The 21,985-nt window shown below is 70.0% G+C and carries 18 protein-coding genes and 1 pseudogene; 12 read left to right on the forward strand and 7 right to left on the reverse strand.

The genetic code is table 11. The annotated features are described in order from the left end of the window. Positions 1-33 precede the first annotated feature (33 nt). Positions 34-2,073 carry a bifunctional aldolase/short-chain dehydrogenase gene (locus tag RGU41_RS16720; RefSeq protein ID WP_322136884.1) on the forward strand — a complete coding sequence of 680 codons (2,040 nt, stop codon included), beginning with the start codon at positions 34-36 and terminating at the stop codon, positions 2,071-2,073. Positions 2,074-2,229: 156 nt separating this feature from the next. Beyond that, positions 2,230-3,687 (forward strand): rhamnulokinase, encoded by a 1,458-nt coding sequence (locus RGU41_RS16725; protein ID WP_416173165.1) that lies wholly within the window; start codon positions 2,230-2,232, stop codon positions 3,685-3,687. 136 nt (positions 3,688-3,823) lie between these two features. Here RGU41_RS16725 and RGU41_RS16730 read toward each other — a convergent pair. After that, positions 3,824-4,659 (reverse strand): annotated as a pseudogene (locus RGU41_RS16730) (undecaprenyl-diphosphate phosphatase). Positions 4,660-4,805: 146 nt separating this feature from the next. Beyond that, on the reverse strand, positions 4,806-5,006 hold the full coding sequence (locus tag RGU41_RS16735) for a hypothetical protein (protein ID WP_322136885.1): 201 nt from the start codon (positions 5,004-5,006) through the stop codon (positions 4,806-4,808). Here RGU41_RS16735 and RGU41_RS16740 point away from each other — a divergent pair. The 9 genes from RGU41_RS16740 (at position 4,996) to RGU41_RS16780 (ending at position 15,575) form a co-directional block, all read left to right on the forward strand. Continuing rightward, the gene (locus tag RGU41_RS16740) at positions 4,996-5,607 is read left to right on the forward strand and encodes a response regulator transcription factor (RefSeq protein WP_322136886.1); all 612 of its coding nucleotides are present in this window, start codon (positions 4,996-4,998) and stop codon (positions 5,605-5,607) included. The genes RGU41_RS16735 and RGU41_RS16740 overlap by 11 nt on opposite strands. Continuing rightward, a complete protein-coding gene (locus RGU41_RS16745; RefSeq protein ID WP_322136887.1) occupies positions 5,604-7,091 on the forward strand; it encodes a HAMP domain-containing sensor histidine kinase in 1,488 nt (495 codons plus the stop codon). Before RGU41_RS16740 ends, RGU41_RS16745 begins: the two co-directional genes overlap by 4 nt. A 794-nt stretch (positions 7,092-7,885) precedes the next feature. Then, a complete protein-coding gene (locus tag RGU41_RS16750; RefSeq protein ID WP_322136888.1) occupies positions 7,886-9,568 on the forward strand; it encodes an aldehyde dehydrogenase family protein in 1,683 nt (560 codons plus the stop codon). A gap of 185 nt (positions 9,569-9,753) precedes the next feature. Next, the gene (locus RGU41_RS16755) at positions 9,754-11,340 is read left to right on the forward strand and encodes an AMP-binding protein (protein WP_416172981.1); all 1,587 of its coding nucleotides are present in this window, start codon (positions 9,754-9,756) and stop codon (positions 11,338-11,340) included. A 120-nt stretch (positions 11,341-11,460) separates the two neighbouring features. Next, positions 11,461-12,564, forward strand: coding sequence for a LolA family protein (locus RGU41_RS16760; protein ID WP_322136890.1), 1,104 nt, complete (start codon positions 11,461-11,463; stop codon positions 12,562-12,564). Beyond that, positions 12,561-13,532, forward strand: a complete 972-nt coding sequence (locus RGU41_RS16765; protein WP_241987445.1) for an ABC transporter ATP-binding protein — start codon at positions 12,561-12,563, stop codon at positions 13,530-13,532. Before RGU41_RS16760 ends, RGU41_RS16765 begins: the two co-directional genes overlap by 4 nt. A 94-nt stretch (positions 13,533-13,626) precedes the next feature. Continuing rightward, a complete protein-coding gene (locus tag RGU41_RS16770; RefSeq protein ID WP_277612984.1) occupies positions 13,627-14,475 on the forward strand; it encodes an ABC transporter permease in 849 nt (282 codons plus the stop codon). Continuing rightward, positions 14,472-15,110, forward strand: coding sequence for a hypothetical protein (locus RGU41_RS16775; protein ID WP_134449251.1), 639 nt, complete (start codon positions 14,472-14,474; stop codon positions 15,108-15,110). Before RGU41_RS16770 ends, RGU41_RS16775 begins: the two co-directional genes overlap by 4 nt. Positions 15,111-15,134: 24 nt before the next feature. Next, a complete protein-coding gene (locus tag RGU41_RS16780; protein WP_134449250.1) occupies positions 15,135-15,575 on the forward strand; it encodes a DUF2269 family protein in 441 nt (146 codons plus the stop codon). A gap of 89 nt (positions 15,576-15,664) precedes the next feature. Here the strand turns inward: RGU41_RS16780 and RGU41_RS16785 are convergent, their stop codons facing one another. From RGU41_RS16785 to RGU41_RS16805, 5 genes are all read right to left on the reverse strand, one after another. After that, positions 15,665-16,726, reverse strand: coding sequence for a hypothetical protein (locus RGU41_RS16785; RefSeq protein WP_134449249.1), 1,062 nt, complete (start codon positions 16,724-16,726; stop codon positions 15,665-15,667). Continuing rightward, the gene (locus RGU41_RS16790) at positions 16,727-18,028 is read right to left on the reverse strand and encodes an aminotransferase class V-fold PLP-dependent enzyme (RefSeq protein ID WP_322136891.1); all 1,302 of its coding nucleotides are present in this window, start codon (positions 18,026-18,028) and stop codon (positions 16,727-16,729) included. A gap of 115 nt (positions 18,029-18,143) precedes the next feature. Next, positions 18,144-18,725 (reverse strand): hypothetical protein, encoded by a 582-nt coding sequence (locus RGU41_RS16795; RefSeq protein WP_134449247.1) that lies wholly within the window; start codon positions 18,723-18,725, stop codon positions 18,144-18,146. Between the two features lie 185 nt (positions 18,726-18,910). Further along, positions 18,911-19,528 carry a gluconokinase gene (locus tag RGU41_RS16800; protein WP_134449246.1) on the reverse strand — a complete coding sequence of 206 codons (618 nt, stop codon included), beginning with the start codon at positions 19,526-19,528 and terminating at the stop codon, positions 18,911-18,913. A gap of 1 nt (position 19,529) precedes the next feature. Next, positions 19,530-20,960, reverse strand: a complete 1,431-nt coding sequence (locus RGU41_RS16805) for a GntP family permease (protein WP_134449245.1) — start codon at positions 20,958-20,960, stop codon at positions 19,530-19,532. A gap of 197 nt (positions 20,961-21,157) precedes the next feature. Here RGU41_RS16805 and RGU41_RS16810 point away from each other — a divergent pair, with 197 nt between their 5' ends. Next, complete coding sequence (locus RGU41_RS16810) at positions 21,158-21,892, forward strand: FadR/GntR family transcriptional regulator (protein ID WP_134449244.1); 735 nt, start codon at positions 21,158-21,160, stop codon at positions 21,890-21,892. The last annotated feature ends 93 nt before the right edge of the window (positions 21,893-21,985 follow it).

The raw sequence follows: 21,985 nt of genomic DNA on the forward strand, positions 1-21,985 counted from the left end.
CTAGCTCCTCTCCCAGCCCCTGGAAAGCAGATCATGACCACCAATCCCACGGCCGCGGCGCTCGTCGCCCGCTCCAACCGCCTCGGCGCGAACCCCAAGAACACGAACTACGCCGGGGGCAACACCTCCGCCAAGGGCACCGAGATCGACCCCGTCACCGGCACCACCGTCGAGCTGCTCTGGGTCAAGGGCTCCGGCGGAGACCTCGGCACCCTCACCGAGTCCGGCCTCGCCGTGCTCCGCCTCGACCGGCTGCGCGCGATGGTGGATGTCTACCCCGGCCTTGACCGCGAGGATGAGATGGTCGGTGCCCTCGACTACGCCCTGCACGGGCGCGGCGGCGCCGTCCCCTCGATCGACACGGCGATGCACGGACTGGTCGACGCGGCCCACGTCGACCACCTGCACCCGGACGCCGGCATCGCGATCGCGACGGCCGTCGACGGGGAAGAACTCACCGACTCGATCTTCGGCCACCGGGTGATCTGGGTGCCCTGGCGCCGCCCCGGCTTCCAGCTCGGCCTCGACATCGCCGCGATCAAGGACGCCCACCCCGGCGCGATCGGCGCGATCCTCGGCGGCCACGGCATCACCGCCTGGGGTGACACGAGCGAGGAGGCCGAGGCGAACTCGCTCTGGATCATCGAGACCGCCACCTCCTACATCGAGGAGCACTCCAAGCCGGAGCCCTTCGGCGCCCCGCTCGAGGGCTTCGGTGCGCTGTCGGCGGCCGAGCGCCGCGCCAAGGCTGCCGCGCTTGCGCCGACCCTCCGCGGCCTCGTCTCCACCGACAGCGCCAAGGTCGGCCACTTCACCGACGAGCCCGAGGTCCTCGACTTCCTCGCCAGCGTCGAACACCCGAGGCTCGCCGGCCTCGGCACGAGCTGCCCCGACCACTTCCTGCGCACCAAGGTCACGCCGCTCCTGCTCGACCTCCCGGCGGACGCCTCGGTCGAGGCGTCCCTCGCCCGGCTCCACGAACTCCACGAGCAGTACCGCCTCGACTACCAGGCCTACTACGACCGGCACGCGACCCCGGAGTCGCCCGCCATCCGCGGTGCCGACCCGCTCATCGTGCTGATCCCGGGCGTCGGCATGTTCAGTTACGGCGCGAACAAGCAGACCGCGCGCGTCGCCGGCGAGTTCTACATCAACGCCATCCACGTGATGCGGGGAGCCGAGGGGCTCTCCCGCTACTCCCCGATCGACGAGGCCGAGAAGTTCGCCATCGAATACTGGGCGCTCGAAGAGGCCAAGCTCCAGCGGATGCCGAAGCCCAAGCCGCTCGCCGGACGCATCGCGCTCGTGACCGGCGCGGCAAGCGGCATCGGCAAGGCGATCGCCACCCGGCTCGCGGCCGAGGGCGCCTGCGTCGTGATCGCCGACCTCGAACTGGCCAAGGCGCAGGAGGCCGCGGCGGCGATCGGCGGCACGGATATCGCGATCGGCGTTCAGGCGAACGTCACGGACGAGAACCAGGTTCAGGCCGGCATCGACGCCGCCGTGCTCGCCTTCGGCGGCCTCGACCTCGTCGTGAACAACGCCGGGCTCTCGCTCTCCAAGTCCCTGCTCGAGACCACGGTCGCCGACTGGGACCTGCAGCACAACGTGATGGCGAAGGGTTCCTTCCTCGTCTCCCGCGCCGCGGCCCGGGTGCTGATCGACCAGAAGCTCGGCGGCGACATCATCTATATCTCGAGCAAGAACTCGGTCTTCGCGGGCCCGAACAACATCGCGTACTCGGCGACGAAGGCCGACCAGGCCCACCAGGTGCGCCTGCTGGCCGCCGAACTCGGCGAGTACGGCGTCAAGGTCAACGGCATCAACCCCGACGGTGTCGTGCGCGGCTCCGGCATCTTCGCCGGCGGCTGGGGAGCCAAGCGCGCCGCGGTCTACGGCGTCGATGAGCAGGACCTCGGCAAGTACTACGCCCAGCGCACCCTGCTCAAGCGCGAGGTGCTTCCCGAGAACGTCGCCAACGCGGTCTTCGTGCTGTGCACGAGCGACCTCAGCCACACCACCGGGCTGCACATCCCGGTCGACGCCGGCGTCGCCGCCGCCTTCCTGCGATGAGCGGGGGCATCCGCTCGCGCACGACAGGGCTCCCGGCTTCCCCGGGCGAGCGGATGCCGCCACGCGTCCCGATCCCGGCGGTCGCCGTTCCGGTCGAGAGTTGCCGTTCTACCGGGCGCTCTCGACCGGAACGGCGACTCTCGCGAGGGTGCCGTCGTGGTGAGCAGCGCGGGGACCGTCGCCGCGATCGACCTCGGCGCGTCGAGCGGGCGGGTCATGCTCGGGCACGTCGGCCACAACGAGCTGCGACTCCGGCCGGTCGCCCGGTTCCCGAACCTGCCGGTGCGCACGATCGACGGACTGCACTGGGACATCCTCGACCTCTACCGCAACGTCCTCGCCGGCCTGCACTCCGCCGTGCGGGAGGAACCCGGGCTGCGGAGCGCCGCCGTGGACTCCTGGGCGGTCGACTATGCGCTCCTTTCCGGGCAGCGGATGCTCGGCAACCCGTTCCACTACCGGGACGAGCGCACCGCTGCGGGAGTCGAGTCGACCCACGCCCTGGTGCCGCACGCCGAGCTCTACGCCGGGAACGGGCTCCAGTTCCTGCCGTTCAACACGCTGTACCAGCTGGCCGCCGAACGGCAGGCCGGCGGCCTCGACGGCGCGGACACGATGCTGCTGATTCCCGACCTGCTCGGCTTCTGGCTGACCGGGGAGCGCGTCGCCGAGCGCACCAACGCGTCGACGACCGGGCTGCTCACGGTGTTGACAGGGCACGGGCACGGCCACGGTTCCGGTCACGGGGAGTGGGACGATGCGCTCATCGCACGCCTCGGCCTGCCGCGCTCGATCTTCCCGCGGCTGGTCGATCCGGGGTCCCGGATCGGGTCTCTGCTGCCGGAGGTGGCTCACGAAATCGGAGCCGTCTCGCGACTGGATCTCGTCGCCGTCGGGTCGCACGACACGGCATCCGCTGTCGTCGCCGTGCCGATGCGGGACGAGAACGCCGCATACATCTCGTCGGGGACCTGGTCGCTCGTCGGCGTCGAGCTGAATTCCCCGGTGCTCACCGAGGAAAGCCGGGCCGCGAACTTCACCAACGAGGGCGGCGTCGACGGGCGGGTGCGCTACCTGCGCAACGTGATGGGACTCTGGCTGCTGAGCGAGTCGATGCGCAGCTGGGACCTCGAGGGCGTCGCGTTCGAGCTGCCGTTCCTGCTCGCCCAGGCTGCGCAGGTGACCGGGCCGGTCACGGTCTTCGACGTCGACGACCCGGCCTTCCTCGCGCCGGGGGACATGCCCGCGCGGATCCGCGAGCACTGTGCCGCACACGGACTCGTGATGCCGGCGACCCCCGTCGACCTCGTGCGCAGCATCATCGAGAGCCTCGCAACGAAGTACGCCAGCACCCTCCGCGCGGCGAGCGAACTCTCGGGCACGAGCATCCGCACGGTGCACATCGTCGGCGGCGGCTCGCAGAACGAGCTGCTCTGCCAGCTGACGGCGAACCTCACCGGCCTGCCCGTGCTCGCGGGACCCGTCGAGGCGACCGCGATCGGGAACGTGCTGATCCAGGCGCGGGCGCAGGGCCTCGCCCACGGCAGCCTCGAGGCCCTCCGGACGCTCGTCGCCCAGGCATACTCGCCCCGCCACTACGAACCCCACGCCTGACCTCACCCCGCCATTCGCCGCCCCGCCCCGCAGGCCCCGCTCACCCCTGCCGCGAGAGTACGAATTGGGCCCATAAACGAGTGGTTTAAGGGCCCAATTCGTACTCTCGCGGAGAGCGCGACGGGTGGGGGTGGGGTCAGGTCGCGGCTACGACGCCGGTGACGAGGAGGCCGGCGATCACGAGGCCGAGCGCGACCCGGTACCCGATGAACACCGCGATGCTGTGCTTCGCGACGAGCCGCAGCAGCCACGCGATCGTGGCATAGGCGACGAGGAAACTGACGACGGTCGCGACGATCGTGGGCAACCAGCCGACGGAGGCCGAGATGTCGCTCGCCGAGGAGAGGCCCTCATAGGCGCCCGCAGCGGTCAGTGCCGGGATGGCGAGGAAGAAGGACAGCCGGGTCGCGGCGACCCGGTCGAGGTTGCGGAACAGGCCGGCGCTGATGGTCGCCCCGGAGCGGGACACCCCGGGGATCAGTGCGACACACTGCATGACGCCGATCACGAGCGCGTCCTTGAGGGTCGTCGATTCCTCCGGGCGGTTGCGCTTGCCGACACGCTCGGCGATGAACATCACGACACTCCAGCCGATCAGCCCGGCAACGACGACCCACAGGTTGCGCAATGGCCCCCGATCAGGCCCTTTCCGAGAAAGCCGACGATGCCGATCGGCACCGAACCGGCGATGACGTACCAGGCGAAGCGGTAGTCGTGCGCGAGTCGCGCCTCCCGGTGGAAGAGGCCCTGCCACCATGCAACGGCCAGGCGGATGATGTCGGCCCGGAAATACAGGATCACCGCGACGATCGCCCCGAACTGGATGATCGCGGTGAACGCGGTCACCCCCGGGTCGTCGAGCTTCAGCCCCAGGAGCTTCTCGGTGAGGGTGAGGTGTCCCGTGCTCGAGACCGGGAGGAATTCGGTGATTCCCTCGACGATGCCGAGGATCAGCGCTTGGATCAGGTTCATGCTGGTGCCCTTGCGTGGAGTGCGAACAGGAAATCGGCGCCGGGCGGCGGTGGACGGGCCGAAGACCTCGTGCAGCAGAAGGTTAGGCCGCCGAACCTGCCCGCCGCCTGACCGACACGCCCGCCACCCGGGTTGACCTGCACCGTTTACACGGGCGGCACGCGGGCACTGCGTACGATTGCCCCATGCCCACCGTCGGAGTCTGCGAAGACGACCCCCTCATCCGCCGGGTGCTCGCCGAGGCCCTCGGCGGCGCCGGCTACAGCCTGCTGCTCGCGCACACCGGCGCGGAGGCGGTCGTTCTGTTCGGCCCTGGACAGCCCGTACGACGTGATCGTGCTCGACATCGGCCTGCCCGACTCCGACGGTCGCGACGTCTGCCAGGCCCTCCGGGCCGCCGGGCAGCTCGCACCCGTGCTCTTCCTCACTGCGCGAACCGGCGTGCAGGACATCGTCACCGGCTTCCATGCCGGAGGGGACGACTACCTCGGAAAGCCGTTCGCACTCGCCGAGGTGCTCGTGCGGGTCGGCGCCCTGGCTCGCCGGGGCAGGCCGGAGCCGTACCGGCAGCCGTCGGGCCTTCGCCTCGACCCCCAGCGGTTCACCGTGGCCAGGGCCGACCTCGAGATCGCCGTCACACCGACAGAGTTCCGGATGCTCGCGGCCCTGCTCGCCCGCCCTGGCGAGGTCGTCCGCCGGCGCGACCTGGTCGCGGCCGCGTGGCCGCACGGCGCCATCGTCGCCGAGAACACCGTCGATTCCTATGTACGCAGGCTGCGCCGCAAGCTCGAATTGCTCGACGGCGACCGCGACCGTGAAGGCGGCGACCGCGGTGACCACGGCGGCGGTGCCGCTGCGCTCGCCGGGCCAGGGGCGGATGCCGCCCGCGAGTCTCCGGCGTCGCGACGGATCGAGACCGTGCGCGGCGTCGGGTACGCCCTCCGATGACCGGGACCAGGGACTCGTCCGGGCGCCGCCTGGGACGATTGCGGCTGCCGGTCCTGCCGCGCGTGAGCTCGCTGCGCCGCCGTCTCGTCTTCGCCACGGCGCTGCTCACGACCGTCGGCATGGCGGCACTGCTCTCCCTGACCGTCGCCGTGCTGACGCACGTCGTGAGCGAGGACATCGACGGCCTCCTCGCTGAGCGCGCGGCATCCGCGCTCGCGACCGTCGTGCGCCAGGGTGACGGCATCGCGGTCACCCGGAACGCGGCCGGCGGCCTCGGGGACGTCACCTGGATCTACGACGCGTCCGGCCGGCTGGTCAGCGGGACCGCGACCGGGACGGACTCGACGCCGACCGGCGCGGAACCGGACCCGGCGCCGGTCGCGGGACCGTCCGAACTCACGGCCGGGCTCGCGGCGCTGAGCTCGGTCACCGAGCCGACGGAGCGCGAGAGCGGCGGCTGGAGACTGCGCGCGGTGCCCATCGTCCTACCGGGCGAGACGGAACGGATCGGCGTCGCCGTGGTCGGCCTGTCCCTCGCGCCGTACCAGCGTACCGAGACACGTACCCTGCTCGTGGGCATCGGCCTCGCCGTTCTCGTCGTGCTCGGAGTCAGCGGGATGGCGGCCTGGACCGTGCGGCGCGCGTTGCGCCCCGTCGAGGTGATGGCCTGGCGGGCGTCCGCATGGAGCGCGGATGACCTCACCGGGCGGTTCGACCTCGGCGAGCCCCACGACGAACTCACCCGCCTCGGCCAGGTGCTCGACGGCCTGCTCGCGCGGGTGTCGCGCACGATCATCGCGGAGCAGCGCCTGACCGCGGAACTCGCCCATGAACTCCGCAGCCCGCTGACGGTGATCCGGGCTGAGGCGGAGCTCGCGGGACTCGATCCGACGCTCTCGCCGGCGCAAGCGGAGCGGTTCGGCCGAATCGGCGCATCCGTCGATCAGCTCACCGAGGTGATCGGCACCCTGCTCTCGGTGTCCCGGGGCCAGGTGAACCGGGATGAGCGGGCGCCGGTCGACGCCGTGCTGCGCGCTGCTGTCGAGGCAGCGGCCGGGGCTTCGGCCGGGGCGCCGGCCGACGCGGTGCCGGAGATCGTCGTCGCCCCCGCCCCCGCGCCCGGTCTCGCGCTCGGGGTTCCGCAGGCCGTCGCGTTGCGTGCCCTCGCGCCGCTGCTCGAGAACGCCGTGCGGTACGGCCGGACGCGGGTCACTGTCGCGGCGGTCGCGCAGGGCGGTTCGATCCGGATCAGCGTGACCGACGACGGGCCGGGAATCGGAGACCTCGTCCCGGAGCTGCTGTTCACGCCCGGATACCGGGCGGCGGAGAGCCCCGGTGCCGGCCTCGGCCTGGCGCTCGCGCGCAGGGTTGCGGTCGCCGCGGGCGGCACGGTGGAAGCCGTCCCCGGCGGTCGTCACGGCAGGTTCGTGCTGGTCCTCCCCGCTGTCCCCGCGGAAGAGGCGGGCCTCGCGCCGGCAGACTGACGCGCGTTCCGGGCATCCGGGAGTGCTGTCCCGGCCTTCTTTTGCGCCGGCATCGTCGCCACGGCAGCGTCCCGCCCCGGTTCCTTCCGCCTGGTACGGGCCACGCACCCCACGGACTTCCCACGGATTTCCCTCGTTTTTCCCTCGGATTTGCCCCGGATCAGCGCAGCCTCACCCGATCCGGCCACTTCCGGTGCAGGAGACCGCCGAGTTGCACGGATGTTCAGCCATGACAAATACCTGATTGAGCGCTATTTCGCTGGCTTGGTTCCGCGGCGGGCGTAGTCACCTCCCGAGACGGATGCCGACGACTTGCCGCATCGGGCACCGGTTGCGATCCCTCGTCGTACGTCATACGTTTTCAACAGATCAACGAACTGCCGCCTTCGACGCAGACGCTGGTCAGCACCAGAAACGAACCGGTCAACGGCCGCCCGAGGCCTCACCAGAGTTCGATGCCCTCCGTGGTCCGGATCACTGATCGTCCCGAAAGCTCGGTGGTCCGAACCCGCGGTTTCCTCCCGTGCCCGCCGGCCTCCGTACCCGCCGGCCCCCACGCCGTCGACTGTCGCCGCCGGCGCCGCCGTCGCCCGGCGGGACAGCGACTCCCGGCACACGGAGCGACGCTCGCCGTGCCGTCCGCCGAGCGACACCCGCGCACTGGGGTGGGTCCCCGCCGAGGGTCGTGAGGTACTCTGCTGGTTCAGCACGCGCAGGCCGCAGGCGCGGGCCGTCTGGCCGTCCGGCCTGGCGCGCGGGCCGCAGGAGCCACCGGCAGCAATCAAGGGAGATTGATGACCTCGACCGAACCGACCGCCGTCAACGAACGTCCCGCCGACGAGCTCTCCGCGGCAGACCGCGCGGCCCTCGACACGCTCGTCTCCGGCCTCGCCGCGGGCGTTGCCCGCTGGGCGGACATGCCCCTAGCCGCGCGCTCCGCATTGCTCGCTGCCGTCGCCGCCACGGTCGCGGCCCAGGCCGAGCGCTGGGTTCGGGTCGCGGCCCTCGCCAAGGGGCTCGACCAGGACTCCCCGCTCGTCGGCGAGGAGTGGCTGTCCGGTCCCTACGTCGTGCTGACAAACCTCGCGACCCTGCAGGACTCGATCAGCGCCCTCGATCGCGGTGAGAGCCCACTCCGGGCCACCCGCTTCGGGCGCGCCCCCGGTGGCCGGATCACCGTCCCCGTGCTCCCGGGCACTCCCTTCGAGGCGCTCCTGCTGCACGGGTTCTCCGCTGAGGCCTGGCTCAGGCCGGGCGTGACCGAGGAGGAGGCGCGCTCGCGTGCCGGGCTCGGCCAGCGGCATCCGTCCCGCACCGGGGGAGTCGGTCTCGTGCTGGGAGCCGGCAACATCACGTCGATCCCGCCGCTCGACGTGCTCTACGAGCTGATCGCGCACAACCGGGTCTCGGTGCTCAAACTCAATCCCGTGCTCGACGCCCTCTCTCCGGTCTACACGGATGCCTTCGCCCCCCTCATCGAGGCGGGACTGCTCTCGATCGTCTCGGGCGGCGCGGCGGTCGGAGGGTACCTCGCCCACCACGAGGGCGTAAGCCACGTGCACATCACCGGAAGTGCGGCGACCCACGATGTCGTCGTCTTCGGCCCGGGCGCAGAGGGCCGCGCCCGGCGCGCCGCCGGCACCCCGCTGCTGCAGAAGCCCATCACGAGCGAGCTCGGCGGGGTCGCGCCGATCATCGTCCTCCCCGGGAAATGGAGTCGACGGGACGTGATCTTCCAGGCCGAGCACGTGGCCACCCAGCGCCTGCACAACGGCGGCTACAACTGCATCGCCGGTCAGGTGGTCGTGCTCAGCCGCGAATGGCCGCAGAAGGCGGACTTCCTCGCGGCGCTGCGGGCGGCCCTGGCCGCAGCGCCCGCACGGCCGCCCTGGTACCCGGGCAGCGACGCCCGGGTACACGCCGCGCTCGCCGCCTACCCCGAGGCCACCCGGCTCGGCCCGGACGGCGGTCGTCTGCTGATCGAGGCGGGCACAGCAGACCCCGCCGCGCTCACCGGCGTCGAGGCCTTCGCTCCCGTGCTCGGCATCATCGAACTCGACGGGACCGGACAGGCCTTCCTCGACGCCGCGGTCGCCGCGGCAAACGAGGACTTCCTCGGCACCCTCGGCGCGAACATCCTCGGCACCCCGGCCACGATCCGCCGGCTCGGCACGGGGTTCACCGCTGCGCTCGAGCGCCTGCGCTACGGCACGATTGCCGTCAACGCCTGGACAGGCGTGGGGTTCCTCACCGCGGCAGCGCCGTGGGGGCCTTCCCCGGCCACTCGCTCACCGACGTGCAGAGCGGCATCGGCGTCGTGCACAACGCGCTCCTGCTCGCCGACACCGAACGCACCATCGTCCGCGGTCCGTTCCGGCCCTTCCCCCGGTCGGTCTGGCACGGCGAATTCGCGCTCTTCCCGAAGCCGCCGTGGTTCGTCAGTGCGCGGAGCGCGCCGAAGACCACCCGGCTCCTGACCGAATTCGTCAGCCGGCCGTCCTGGTGGAAGACGCCCGCGATCTTCCTTTCGGCCTTCCGCGCGTGACTCTCGACCGGGTATATGCCTCGCTTCGATATGCCTGAGTCGCTCCATGCCAGTCCCGATATATACCTCCCCGGCACCCTGCCCCGCTCGCACACCGTATCGAAGGAGATACCGATGATCATCGCCAGCACGCACCCCGACGTCGAGATCCCCGACCTCAGCGTCTACGACTACCTGTTCGGCTCGATCACCGAGGAGGACAGGGACCGCACCGCCATGATCGACGCGGCCACCGGCCTGTCGACGAGCTACCGCGAGCTCGTTGCCGGCATCGACGCCGTTGCCGGCGCCCTCTTTGCCCGGGGAATCGGCCTCGGAGACGTCGTCGCCCTGCACGCCCCGAACTCGACAGCCTTCGCGATCATGTTCCACGGCATCCTCCGTGCCGGCGCGACCGCGACGACCATCAACTCCCTCTACGGCGCCGCCGAGATCGCCTCCCAGCTGCGCGACTCGCAGGCAAGGCTGCTCTTCACCGTCACGCCGTTCCTGCCCCAGGCGAGCGAGGCGGCCACGCTCGCCGGCCTGGCGGCGGATGCCGTGGCCCTGCTCGATCACGACGGCTCGCGACTGTCCCTCGCCGACCTCATCCTGGAGGGTCACCCCGCGCCGGTCGTGGTGTTCGACCCGGCAACCCACGTCGCCGTGCTGCCCTATTCCTCCGGAACCACCGGCAGGCCGAAGGGTGTCATCCTCACCCACCGCAACCTCGTGGCCAACGTCGCCCAGGCGATTCCGGTGCTCGAGGGCACCCCGGACGACCGCGTTCTCGCCGTGCTGCCGTTCTTCCACATCTACGGGATGACGGTGCTGCTCAACATCGCCCTCGCGGCCGGCGCGACGGTCATCACGATGGCCCGCTTCGAGCTCCCGGAATTCCTCCGGCTGATCCAGGACTACCGGGCCACCTACGTGTTCATCGCGCCGCCGATCGCCGTGGCCCTTGCGAAGCATCCGCTCGTGGACGACTACGACCTGTCGAGCCTGCGGACCCTGTTCTCCGGCGCCGCGCCGCTCGACGCCTCGCTCGCCCACGCCGTCGCCGACCGCCTCGGCTGCCAGGTGCGCCAGGGCTACGGCATGAGTGAGCTGAGCCCGATCTCGCACGCGATGCCCCGGGGCCGCGATGACATCCCGCACGGCGTCGTCGGCCTCGCCCTCCCGAACATCGAGTGCAAGCTCGTCGACCCGGAGACCGGGCTCGCCATCGTCATTCCCGATGTCGGGGTGAGCGAACCGGGCGAACTGCTCGTGCGCGGCCCGAACGTGATGGTCGGCTACCTCCGCAACGAGCAGGCGACCCGGGAGATCCTCGAAGATGACGGCTTCCTGCACACCGGCGACATCGCGACCGTGAGCGCTGAGGGATACGTGACGATCATCGACCGCCTCAAGGAGCTGATCAAGTACAAGGGCTACCAGGTCGCGCCCGCCGAACTCGAGGCCCTGCTGCTCAGCCACCCCGCGATCGCGGACGCCGCGGTCGTCGGAGCAGTGGATGCCGACGGCCAGGAGGTGCCGAAGGCCTTCGTCGTCGTGCTTCCCGGCCACGTGCTCACGCCGGAGGAGGTGATGACCTTCGTCGCCGAGCGGGTGGCGCCGCACAAGAAGGTGCGGCAGGTGGCGTTCATCGACGTCATTCCCAAGTCCACGTCCGGCAAGATCCTGCGGAAGGACCTGCGCGCGCTCGCCCCCACGCCGTGAGCGGATGCGGCGTGCTGGGAGTTCGCCCAGCGCGCCCGGATTGCCTGCCCGCGGCCGTGCGAGCCGTGCCGGACGGACGTAGGATCTGACTATGAATCGCGACACTCAGGGGTCGTTCTCATGACTCCCCGAAACTTCACGAAGTGGCTTCCGGCCATCGTCATCCCCGCCGTCATCGCCGTCGGCGCGCTCGCCGTCCCCCTCACCGCGGGGGCGGCCGTAGACCTGCCAGACAAGACGCCTGCGCAGGTGCTCGCGCTCGTCGGCACCAGCACCGTCGACGCGCTCTCCGGAACCATCGAACAGACCTCGGAGCTCGGGCTGCCCGAGTTGCCGACGACCGGGCCGACCGCGAGCGGGAACGCCGGCGCCGCCTCCGCGCTCGAACTCCTGACCGGCTCGCACACCGGGCGGGTCTACCTCAACGGGCCGGATAACATCCGCCTGCAGGTGCTCGACAACCTCGCCGAACGCGACCTCGTGCGCAACGGCAGTGACGTCTGGCTCTACAACTCGAAGGACAACTCTGCAGCGCACGTGACCCTGCCGGCGAAGGACGCCGCGGACACGGACGCGACCACCCACGGCGGCATGGCCACGCCGGAGGAGGTCGCCGCGAAGTTCCTCGCCGCGGTCGACCCGAGCACGACGGTATCGGTCGGCACGGACGGCAGCGTCGCGGGTCGGAGCGTCTACGACCTCGTGCTCACCCCGAAGACCACCGGAACCCTCGTCGGAACGGTGTCGATCTCGGTCGACTCCGAGACCGGGCTGCCGCTCGCCGTCGAGGTCACCGCCCGCGGGCAGGAGAAGCCGGCGTTCCGGCTCGCTTTCACCGAGCTCTCACTGGGGGCACCGGATGCCTCCCTCTTCACGTTCTCGCCGCCCGCCGGCGCGAGCGTGACCGAGCAGGCCCTCCCGGACACCACGAGCCTCGACAAGAAGGATGCCGCGGACCACGCGACCATGAAGGCCGAGGCGGAGAAGTTCCTCGCCGGCGTAACGATCTCCGGGACCGGCTGGGACGCCGTCGTCGAGCTCCCGGCCGGATCCGTTCCCGTCGAACTGTCCTCCTCGCCGCTCCTCGCCCAGCTGACGACCGCCGTGACCGGCGGGCGCGTGATCTCGACCGCCCTCGTGAGCGTGCTGCTCACCGATGACGGGCGGGTCTTCGCCGGCGCCGTTCCGAGTGAGCGTCTCCAGGCCGCCGCCGTGGGAGGGTGAGCCCCGCCATCGCATCCGTCGAACTGGCCATCGAAACCCACGGTCTCACCAAACAGTTCGGCCGCCAGGCCGCCGTCGCCGGCATCGACCTCGCCGTGCCCACGGGCTCCGTCTTCGGCTTCCTCGGACCCAACGGCTCTGGCAAGACGACGACCATCCGCATGCTCCTCGGCCTCGCGAGCGCGACGAGCGGGGAGATCAGCCTGCTCGGCCGGTCGATGCCCGGGTCGCTGCGCTCGGTGCTCCCGCGCGTCGGCGCCCTCGTCGAGGGGCCCGCGTTCTATCCGTTCCTCTCCGGCACCGCCAACCTGCGTCGGCTCGATACCGCGGATCCGGGCGCGTCAGCGGCCACCCGCGCCGCACGGGTGCAGCACGCCCTCGAGCGCGTCGGCCTGACCCATGCGGCAGGCAAGAAGGTGCACGCGTACTCGCTCGGCATGAAGCAGCGGCTCGGCATCGCCAACGCGCTCCTGATGCCGCGCGAGCTGCTCGTGCTCGACGAACCCACCAACGGGCTCGACCCCCAGGGCACCCGCGAGGTGCGCAGCCTCGTGCGCTCGCTCGCCGCGGAGGGCACGACCGTTTTCGTGTCGAGCCATCTGCTCGCCGAGGTCGAGCAGATGTGCAGCCACGTCGCCGTGATGCGCGCGGGCACCCTCGTGGCCCAGGGCACCCTCGACGAGCTCCGCGGCGCCGGCGAGGCCCACGCGCGCCTCGACACGCCGGACCCCGTGGCGGCCAGGCAGGTGCTCGAACGGCTGGGGCTCACTCCCGTGACGCTCGTATCGGCTGCGGGAGCTCCCGGTCACCTGAGCGCCGCCCTGACCGCTGCCGCACCGGCGCCGGAAGACATCGTCGCTGCCCTCGTCGCCGCCGGAGTGCGCGTGCGCGGCTTCACCGTCGCGGCCGCAAGCCTCGAAGAACGTTTTGTCGCACTCACCGGGGAGGGCTTCGATGTCGCCCAGTGATCCCAGGGAACCGGCAGTGACCGGGCCGGCCGTGACCGGGCCAGACTCGAGAGGGCCGGCCGCATCGGTGCCGGAGCCGACAGGGCACGCGGCGATCGCGACCGCCGTCGCCAGGCCGCGCGGGGCATCCGGTGCCGCGCTCCTCGGCTCCGAACTCACCGTGCTCTTCCGCCGCCGCCGCACCTGGGCGATGCTCGCTGCGCTCGCCGCGATCCCGGTGCTCATCGCCATCGCCGTGCGGCTGACCAGCAGCCCTGTCACGCCGGGACGCGGCCCGGCCTTCCTCGACCGGATCACCCAGAACGGTCTCTTCGTCGCGATCACCGCCCTGATCGTGTCGATCCCGCTCTTCCTGCCGCTGACCGTCGGGGTCGTCGCCGGCGACACCGTGGCGGGCGAGGCGAACCTCGGCACCCTGCGCTACCTGCTCGTGGCCCCGGCCGGGCGGGTACGCCTGCTGCTGGTCAAGTACGCGGGCGCCGCGGCCTTCTGCGTCGCCGCGACACTGACCGTCGCGGTCTCCGGCGCCCTGATCGGCGCGGCCCTGTTCCCGGTCGGCCCGGTCACCCTGCTCTCCGGTGACACCATCGGGGTCGGCGAGTCCGTGCTTCGTTCGCTCCTCATCGCGGCATACGTCACGGTGTCCCTGCTCGGCCTTTCGGCGATCGGGCTGTTCATCTCTACCCTGACCGAGGTGCCCGTCGGGGCCATGGCCGCGACGATCGTGCTCTCGGTGACCGCCCAGGTGCTCGACGCGCTCCCGCAACTGGACTGGCTGCATCCGTGGCTGTTCAGCCACTACTGGCTCGACTTCGCCGACCTGTTGCGGCAGCCGATCGACTGGACGTCGTTCGGGGCCAATGCGCTGCTTCAGGGCGGCTATATCCTCGTGTTCGGGGCACTCGCCTACGGCCGATTCGTGACCAAGGACATCCTCTCGTGACCCACTCGTATCCCCTGTACGTTCCCGTGCTCGCCCAGTGCTTCTGCTGCCGGTCGCTGCAGCCCTTCACCTTCGGTTCGGCGAGCGACCAGGTGGTCTGCGCGCTGTGCCTGCACCACCTCGGCGCCGAGAAGGCAGAGCGGCGCGACGCCGAGCACATCGAGCTCTGGCTCGGCCAGTTCGCCGAGCAGCAGGACAAGCACCGGCGGTTCGCCGAGAAGGCGCAGGCGAGTGACACCGAGAAGGACGCCGCCATCGCCCGGCTGACCGGCCAGGTCGACGACCTCCGCCGGATCGCGGCGCGTGATTTCGAGCATGCGCCGGGCACGGAACTCCGCGGCATCCTCGAGACCGACCTCGTCAAGCGCGCCGATCGGAGGGCCGAGCTCGCCCAGCACCAGATCGACTGGGCGATGGCCGTACTCTGGCGCCTCGGAACGCTGCACCACGCCGACGAGGCGACGCCGCGGCTCTGCTCCTGCGGCCGCCAGGTCACGGCCTGCGCCGAGCTGCGCGCGCTCGAGCCGCAGCACCAGGCCGTGCGCGATTGGCAGACGAAGAACCTGCGGATGCTGCACGCCGGCAAGCGCCACGGCCTCCCCGCCGACCACCCCGGCGTTGTGCACTCGTCCTGACCCGAACGGCTCTAGCCTGTAGGCATGCATATTCTGATCAACGTCCTGCACATCGTCGCCGCCGTCTTCATCGTCGGACCGATGGCCATCCTCCCGATGACCGCCATGCGCTCCATCCGGGCAGGGCAGGCGGGTCCCGTCGCGACCCTCGCGAAGTCGGTCAATATCTTCACGTTGCTTTCGATCGTGGTCGCGTTCTTCGGTTTCGGGGCGCTCGGCCTCAAGGAGGCCGACGACGCCTGGACCTTCGGATCGACCTGGGTGTGGCTGTCCCTCGTGCTCTACGTGATCGCGCTCGCGATCAACCTGTTCCTCGTCGTGCCGGCGCTCAAGGCCGCAGCAGAGTCGCTCGCGACGGATGCCGCAGGCGCCAAGGCCGCCGGCTACCCGCGGATCGCCGCAGGCTCCGGTGTCGCAAGCCTGCTGCTCGTGGCGGTCGTCGTGCTGATGGTCTGGAAGCCCTAGCACCGGCATCCGCTGGCTGAAAAACGGAAAAAGCACCCTCCCGCGCGGAGGGTGCTTTTTCCGTAACTGAGCGGAACGATCGGGCCAGGTCAGCCCAGGTCGCCGACGGAGACGAGGCCGTCGTGGCGACGGCCGTCGAAGATGATCGTCGGGATCTTCACGGTGTGGATGCTCTCCTCGACCGTCTTCTTGTTGGCCGCGATGACCTGCGTGACCTGGTCGGATGCCGCGACCTGGTCGACGTGGTCGGCCTGTGCCTGGCTGAGCCCGAACTCGAGCTCCCAGCCCTGGAGAAGCGCACTCGCGTCCGCGGACTCCATGCTGTTGATCGAGACCTGCCAGGAGACCCCGGCGTCGTTCTTCTCGGTGTAGATGCGCTTCAGGATCTCCCAGTCGACCGGGGTCGTGGCGCCCTCGAGCGGGTTCAGGCGCAGGGCCTCGAGCTGCTCGGTGACGAGGAGGGAGTTCTTGAACTTGTAGCCGGTCGCCGACTGGATCGGGTATGCGATGTAGCTGAGGTTCTGCTTCTCGCCGAATCCGGCCTTCTCGATGTTGTTGAAGAGCTGCAGGCAGTATGTGCAGCCGGGGTCGATGACCTCGAGCGCGGTCTTCTTGCTCGCGTCGTAGGGGTTCAGGTAGGTCGCGTCCGCGGGCAGGTAGGCCGTGGCGTCCCAGTTCTGCATCCGGCTCGGGATGGCGGAGAATGTCTCGCCGAGGCTCGCGAATTCGTTGCCGAAGGCGCCGACCACGTCCCACGCGGCGAGGGAATCGCCGAAGCCCGGGGTCTGGTCCGGAATGGAGCATGCCTCGGCGCCGAGGCTGCACGACGCTGAGTCCTGCTTGTTGCAGGTTCCGTAGACGTAGAGGTTGACGCCACTCTTGACGACCTCGTACCCGCTCCAGATGGTCGTCAGGATGATCAGGACGGCGACGACCTCGAGGCCGATGCTCGCGGGCTTGACCAGGCCCGGCCTGCGCGCGGCGATCGGGGCGAGCATGTGGTCCTTCATGTCCTGCTTGAAGGTGGTGTCACACGGGCGGAAGGTGATTCGGCGGAACGTACAGTTCCACGCCTTCGCGAGGTACTTGCGATAACGGGCCGAGATGGCCGCCATGAACAGGAGAACGATGAATGCTGCGATGCAGAACACTTAGGAAAGGCCTTTCAGGAGGCGGGCGAGGGCGTCGTGTGCGCGGTCGATGTCCGCCGAAGTGGAGTGGAGTCCGAGGGAGAAGCGCAGGAGCGGGGGAAGCCCGAGCCGTTCCTTGAGCTCGTGGTGGGCGCAGAAGTAGCCGCTGCGCACCATGATCTGCTGCTGGGAGAGGAACACCGCGAGTCGGTGCGAATCCTGCTTCGGGGCGTAGACGCTGATGACCGGGCTCGCGGCGTGATTGAGCACGACGAGGCCGGGGATCGCGCTGAGGCCGTCGAACAGGCGGCCGGAGAGGCTCGCGATGTGTTCGTGCGGTGCCAGGCCGCCTGGGCGGACGTGTCCGAGCCAGTCGAGCGCGCGGCCGAGCGCGATGATCTCGCCCCAGGCCTGCAAGCCGGGTTCGAGGAGTGCGCCGGGGTCGTCCGTGACGAGGTCGAAGGAGTCTGCGCGGACATCCGTCACCATGCCGCCGCCGACGAAACTGATCTCGAGGGAGCGCAGCAGCTCGATCCGGGTCACGACGACGCCGAGGCTCGCCCCGTACATCTTGTGCGCCGAGAAGCAGATGGCGTCGGCATCGGTCCCTCGGAGCAGCGTGTGCTCGTGGGCCATGGCCTGGGCGGCGTCGAGGATGACGATGCCGCCGCGGGCGTGGGTGTCGCGGACGAGGTCCGCGAGGTTCGTCAGGGTGCCGCCGTCGATGTTCGAGGCGGCGTTCACGACGACGACGGCGCGTTCGAGCTGCGCGGGGTCGTAGACGAGGGCGCCGTCTGGGGCCCTGTCGAGCACGAGCCTCGGCAGGCCGAGGCGTTTCGCGACGGTCATCGTCGGCAGGAAGACCGAGTTGTGTTCAGCGTGGCTCGTCACGACCCGGCCGAAACGGCCCTGGGGGAGCTGCGGCAGCAGCAGGTTGATGCCGTAGGTCGTGTTGAGGGTGAACGAGACCGCATGGCTGCGCGCCGAGAGGCCGAGCCTGGCGAGTACGGCGGTCCGCGTTGCCGCGACCTCCTCGTCGACCCGCTTGCCCCACGCGTACTTGACCCGGCCGCCGCAGGCGTTGTAGCTCGTGTAGTACTCGTTCACGGCGTCGATCACCGGCTGCGGGCGCAGGCTCTGGCAGGCGGCGTCGAGGTAGACCTCTCGGGACCCGAGGTAGCCGAAGTCGGCGAGGCGGCCCGCCGCAGCGGAACCGGTCGGAGCGGTCGGAGCGGCAGGGGCCGCGCCCCTGCCGAAGAGTCCGGCGCGTTTCACGACGCCGTCCCCGTCCGGTCCAGGATCGTCGGGCAGGAAGATGTGCACATGTTCAGTAGTCCATTCAGGTCACAGGGTCGAAATCCGCGGGTGCCGGTGAAAACGGCAGGGGAACGCATCCGTTCGGCGGGAGGGCCGGAGAAGCGCGGGAGCGGGATTCGACCTAAATGCGGCTGACGGAAAGCAGCGTGAGGCTCGGGCGGTGCAGGTGCAGCGCGATGGTGCGGAAGGTGCCGACCACGAAACCGCCGGCCGCGAACAGGAGTCCGAGGGCCGACGGGCCGCCCGCGATCAGCAGGAGGCTGCCGAGGATGAGGAGTACAGAACAGGACATCGCGGCCATGGCGCCGCCGCCGAGGGAGTTGCCCTCGAAGCACAGCACGCGCTGGCCGACGGATGCCGCGATCGTGCGGGCCATCCCGGTCGCCGCCGCCGTTGCGGTCACGGCGACGGAAGCGGAGAGCGCGACGGCCTGCGCGAGTGTGCCGGAGAGGACGGTCCCGGAGACGACGGTGCCGGAGAAGGCGCTGGATGCCGACCCGGAGGTGGTCGCGGAGGTGGACATCGCCATCGGGCTGACCGCTGCGGGCACGTTCACGTCCTGGCCGTCGGCGCCGGCGTGGGCGAAGAGCACGCAGGCGAGGACCGCGATGAGGGCGAGGGCCGCGAGGATCGCGGTACGGAGACCAGCGGTGCGGGGAGCACCGTGAGGGTGCAACGAGGCGGAGAAGCCTGCCAGCCTCATCTCGTCTCCCACTGCCGGCATCCGGTCGAAGCGGATGCGATGAATCGCTCCGTCCGAAGCGACACACGCATACCGTACCGGAATCCGGGGTGAATAACCTGACAAACGTGGCCCGCACGCACAAACGACCCCCGGCTGAGCGGGGGTCGTTTGCGTGGAGACGTAGCGCGGTCGGCGCAAGCCCGTTAGGGCCTGGCCTTCTGGGCCACCGCGGCGACCGGGTGCACGGACGACTGTCCGGGGGCGGGAGCTCCGAGGCTCGACGATCCGGGACGCGGGGTCAGGCCGAGGCGTCGCACGATCTCCGCGGCTTCCGCGGCGGGTGCACGCCCCGCATCGATCGTGATGGCGCGTTCGTCGTCGCCGGGCGCCTCGAGGGTCGCGACCTGGGAGTCGAGAAGCGACACCGGCATGTAGTGGTCCTGCCGGGTGGCGAGGCGTCGCAGGATCAGCTCCGTCGGCAGGGTCAGGTGCACGAAGATCACGTTGTGCTCGCGAAGCACGTCGCGGTACTTGCGCTTGAGCGCGGAGCACGTGATGATCCCGGGCACGCCGGCCATGGTGTGCTCGATGATCCAGGAGGAGATCGTCTCGAGCCAGGGCGCCCGGTCGTCGTCGTCGAGCGGATGCCCCGCCGACATCTTGTCGATGTTCTCCTGCGGGTGCAGGTCGTCGCCCTCCTCCAGGTCCCAGCCGAGCTGGCCGGCGAGGAGCCCGGCGACCGTGGACTTTCCGGAGCCGGAGACGCCCATGATGACAAGAACGGGCTGCTGGTTCTCGAAGAGCTGTTCGGTGTCGCTCATGCTAGATCACGATGTTCAGGAGGAGCACGCCGGCGAGGCCCGTCACGGAGATGAGGCACTCCATGATCGTCCAGGTCTTCAGGGTCTGCCCGACGGTGGTGCCGAGGTATTCCTTCACGAGCCAGAATCCGGCGTCGTTGACGTGCGAGAGGAACAGTGAACCGGCGCCGATGGCGAGAACCATCAGCGAGACATCCGTTGCGCCGAGGGTCGCCGCGACCGGGGCGAGGATGCCGGCTGCGGTCACGGTTGCAACCGTGGCAGAACCTGTAGCGACGCGGATGAGCGCGGCGACGAACCAGGCCAGGAGAAGAATCGAGACGCTGCTGCCTGCGACGGCGTTCGCGATGACGGTTCCGATCCCGGTGTCGATCAGGACCTGCTTGAAGCCGCCGCCCGCGCCGACGATGAGCAGGATGCCGGCGATCGGGGGCAGGGAGTTCGAGAGCGATGTGGAGACTGCTGCACGGGTCATGCCGCCGCCACGGGCGAAGAAGATCATCGCGTAGATCACGGCGAGGCCGAGGGCGATCATCGGGGTGCCGAGGAAGTCGAGCGCGGCGTTCAGCGGCGCGGTCGACCCGGGCGCGAGGGCATCGGCGATCGAGCGGGCGAGCATCAGCACGACGGGCAACAGGATGCCGCACAGGGTCACGAAGAAGCTCGGGCGCTTGGTGTGGGTCACTTCACCGGTGTCGGCTGTGGTGAGGAACAGCGCGGGTACGGGCACGTCGACCCAGCGGGCCGCGAACTTGCTGAAGACCGGGCCGGCGATGATGACGGTCGGGATGGCGATGAGCACGCCGATCGCGAGGGTCAGGCCGAGGTTGGCGCCCAGGGTCGTCACGGCGACGAGGGGCCCGGGGTGCGGTGGCACGAGGCCGTGCATGACCGAGAGGCCGGCGAGGGCCGGGATCGCGATACGGATCAGGGAGAGTCCGCTGCGGCGGGCGACGAGGATGATCACGGGGATCAGCAGCACGAGGCCGACCTCGAAGAACATCGGCAGGCCGATCAGGCCGCCGATGAGCGCCATCACCCAGGGCAGGGTGCGGGTCGTCGACCGGCTCACGAGGGAGTCGACGATCCGGTCGGCTCCGCCGGAGTCGGCGAGCAGCTTTCCGAACATGGCGCCGAAGCCGACGAGGATGCCGACGCTCGCCATCGTCCCGCCGAAGCCGGTGCTGAAGCTCGTCACGGCGGCGCTCGGGGCGAGTCCCGCGCCGACGCCGACGCCGACGGCGCCGATCGCGAGGGCGAGGAACGGGTGCACGCGCAACCAGGTGATGAGGGTGATGATGACGGCGATGCCGACGACGGCCGCGATGATCAGCTGGGCGTCACCGCTGGCCGGTTTGATCGGGTCGGCCGCGTGTACGACCAACTGGACCGCCGACTGTGTGGCCGTCTGAACCGCAAGGGCGAGATTCATCTCAGATTCCATTCCGAGGCCGCGTCCCTGCGACCCCATCGTCAAAAAATTAGCAATAGTCTGATAAATCAGATAATTGAGTGTTGCACAGGATGTGCGCGCGCGCCACCCCCGAATCGCGTCGACGCCCGCGTGGTGGGTACGATCTCGGTGGGGCCCCCGAGGCCTCCCGGCTACGCCAATGGAAAGAAGTGCAGATGCAGAGCGGCACCGTCACGGATTCCCTGCGTGTGGGCGGCCTGCACGCACGGGTGGTGAATGCCGTCGGCCAGTCGATCGTGGATGCGCGCTACGCACCCGGCGACATCCTGAACCTCGACGAACTCAGTGAGACCTTCGCGGTCTCCCGGTCGGTCCTGCGTGAGGCGATGCGGGTACTGCAGTCACTGGGAATGATCGAGCCGCGGCAGCGTGTCGGAACCCAGGTACTGGCCCGAACCTCCTGGGAACTGATGAACCCGCAGATCATCGTCTGGCGTGGCCGCGGTCCCGAATACTTCACCCAGATGCGCGAGATGCTTGAAATGCGCCTCGGAATCGAGCCCGTCGCCGCACGGCTGAGTGCGCATGCCATGACGGACGAGCAACTCGCGGGGGTCAAGGCGGCCGCGAACGCAATGGTCATCGCCGACCGCGACGGTGACGGTCGCGGCTTCCTCGAGGCCGACATCGACTTCCACACCCTGATCCTGCGCGGCTCCGGAAATGCCGTGATGGGGCACTTCGCGAGCACCGTTGCCGCACTGCTCCGTACCCGCGAAGAGGAGAAACGGTTCACGATCACCTCGTACACGCCGCCGTCGGCGCACCGCCACCACGAGCTCGCGCACGCGCTCGCCGTGCGCGACGGGGAGGCCGCCTACCGCTGGTCGTTCGCCACGATCGAGGCGACACTCGCCGAGTTCATGGCGGAGTCTCCCCGTCAGGCCTGACGCAGCGGCTCCCCATCAGATTCCTGATCACCGAGAGTTTCCACAGACCTGAGCCATGCTCAGAGAATGTCGGTGGTGGGTCGTAACGTGAGG

Source organism: Cryobacterium sp. 10C3 (genome assembly GCF_034314285.1).
In the GTDB taxonomy this organism is placed as follows: Bacteria; Actinomycetota; Actinomycetes; order Actinomycetales; family Microbacteriaceae; genus Cryobacterium; species Cryobacterium glucosi.

What these genes read in the sequence shown, in the direction of transcription:
- RGU41_RS16720 (WP_322136884.1), top strand. Translation starts at nt 34, where the DNA reads ATGACCACCAATCCCACGGCCGCGGCGCTCGTCGCCCGCTCCAACCGC.
- RGU41_RS16735 (WP_322136885.1), bottom strand. Translation starts at nt 5,006, where the DNA reads ATGTCGAGCACGATCACGTCGTACGGGCTGTCCAGGGCCGAACAGAAC.
- RGU41_RS16745 (WP_322136887.1), top strand. Translation starts at nt 5,604, where the DNA reads ATGACCGGGACCAGGGACTCGTCCGGGCGCCGCCTGGGACGATTGCGG.
- RGU41_RS16750 (WP_322136888.1), top strand. Translation starts at nt 7,886, where the DNA reads ATGACCTCGACCGAACCGACCGCCGTCAACGAACGTCCCGCCGACGAG.
- RGU41_RS16760 (WP_322136890.1), top strand. Translation starts at nt 11,461, where the DNA reads ATGACTCCCCGAAACTTCACGAAGTGGCTTCCGGCCATCGTCATCCCC.
- RGU41_RS16780 (WP_134449250.1), top strand. Translation starts at nt 15,135, where the DNA reads ATGCATATTCTGATCAACGTCCTGCACATCGTCGCCGCCGTCTTCATC.
- RGU41_RS16795 (WP_134449247.1), bottom strand. Translation starts at nt 18,725, where the DNA reads ATGAGGCTGGCAGGCTTCTCCGCCTCGTTGCACCCTCACGGTGCTCCC.
- RGU41_RS16800 (WP_134449246.1), bottom strand. Translation starts at nt 19,528, where the DNA reads ATGAGCGACACCGAACAGCTCTTCGAGAACCAGCAGCCCGTTCTTGTC.
- RGU41_RS16805 (WP_134449245.1), bottom strand. Translation starts at nt 20,960, where the DNA reads ATGAATCTCGCCCTTGCGGTTCAGACGGCCACACAGTCGGCGGTCCAG.
- RGU41_RS16810 (WP_134449244.1), top strand. Translation starts at nt 21,158, where the DNA reads ATGCAGAGCGGCACCGTCACGGATTCCCTGCGTGTGGGCGGCCTGCAC.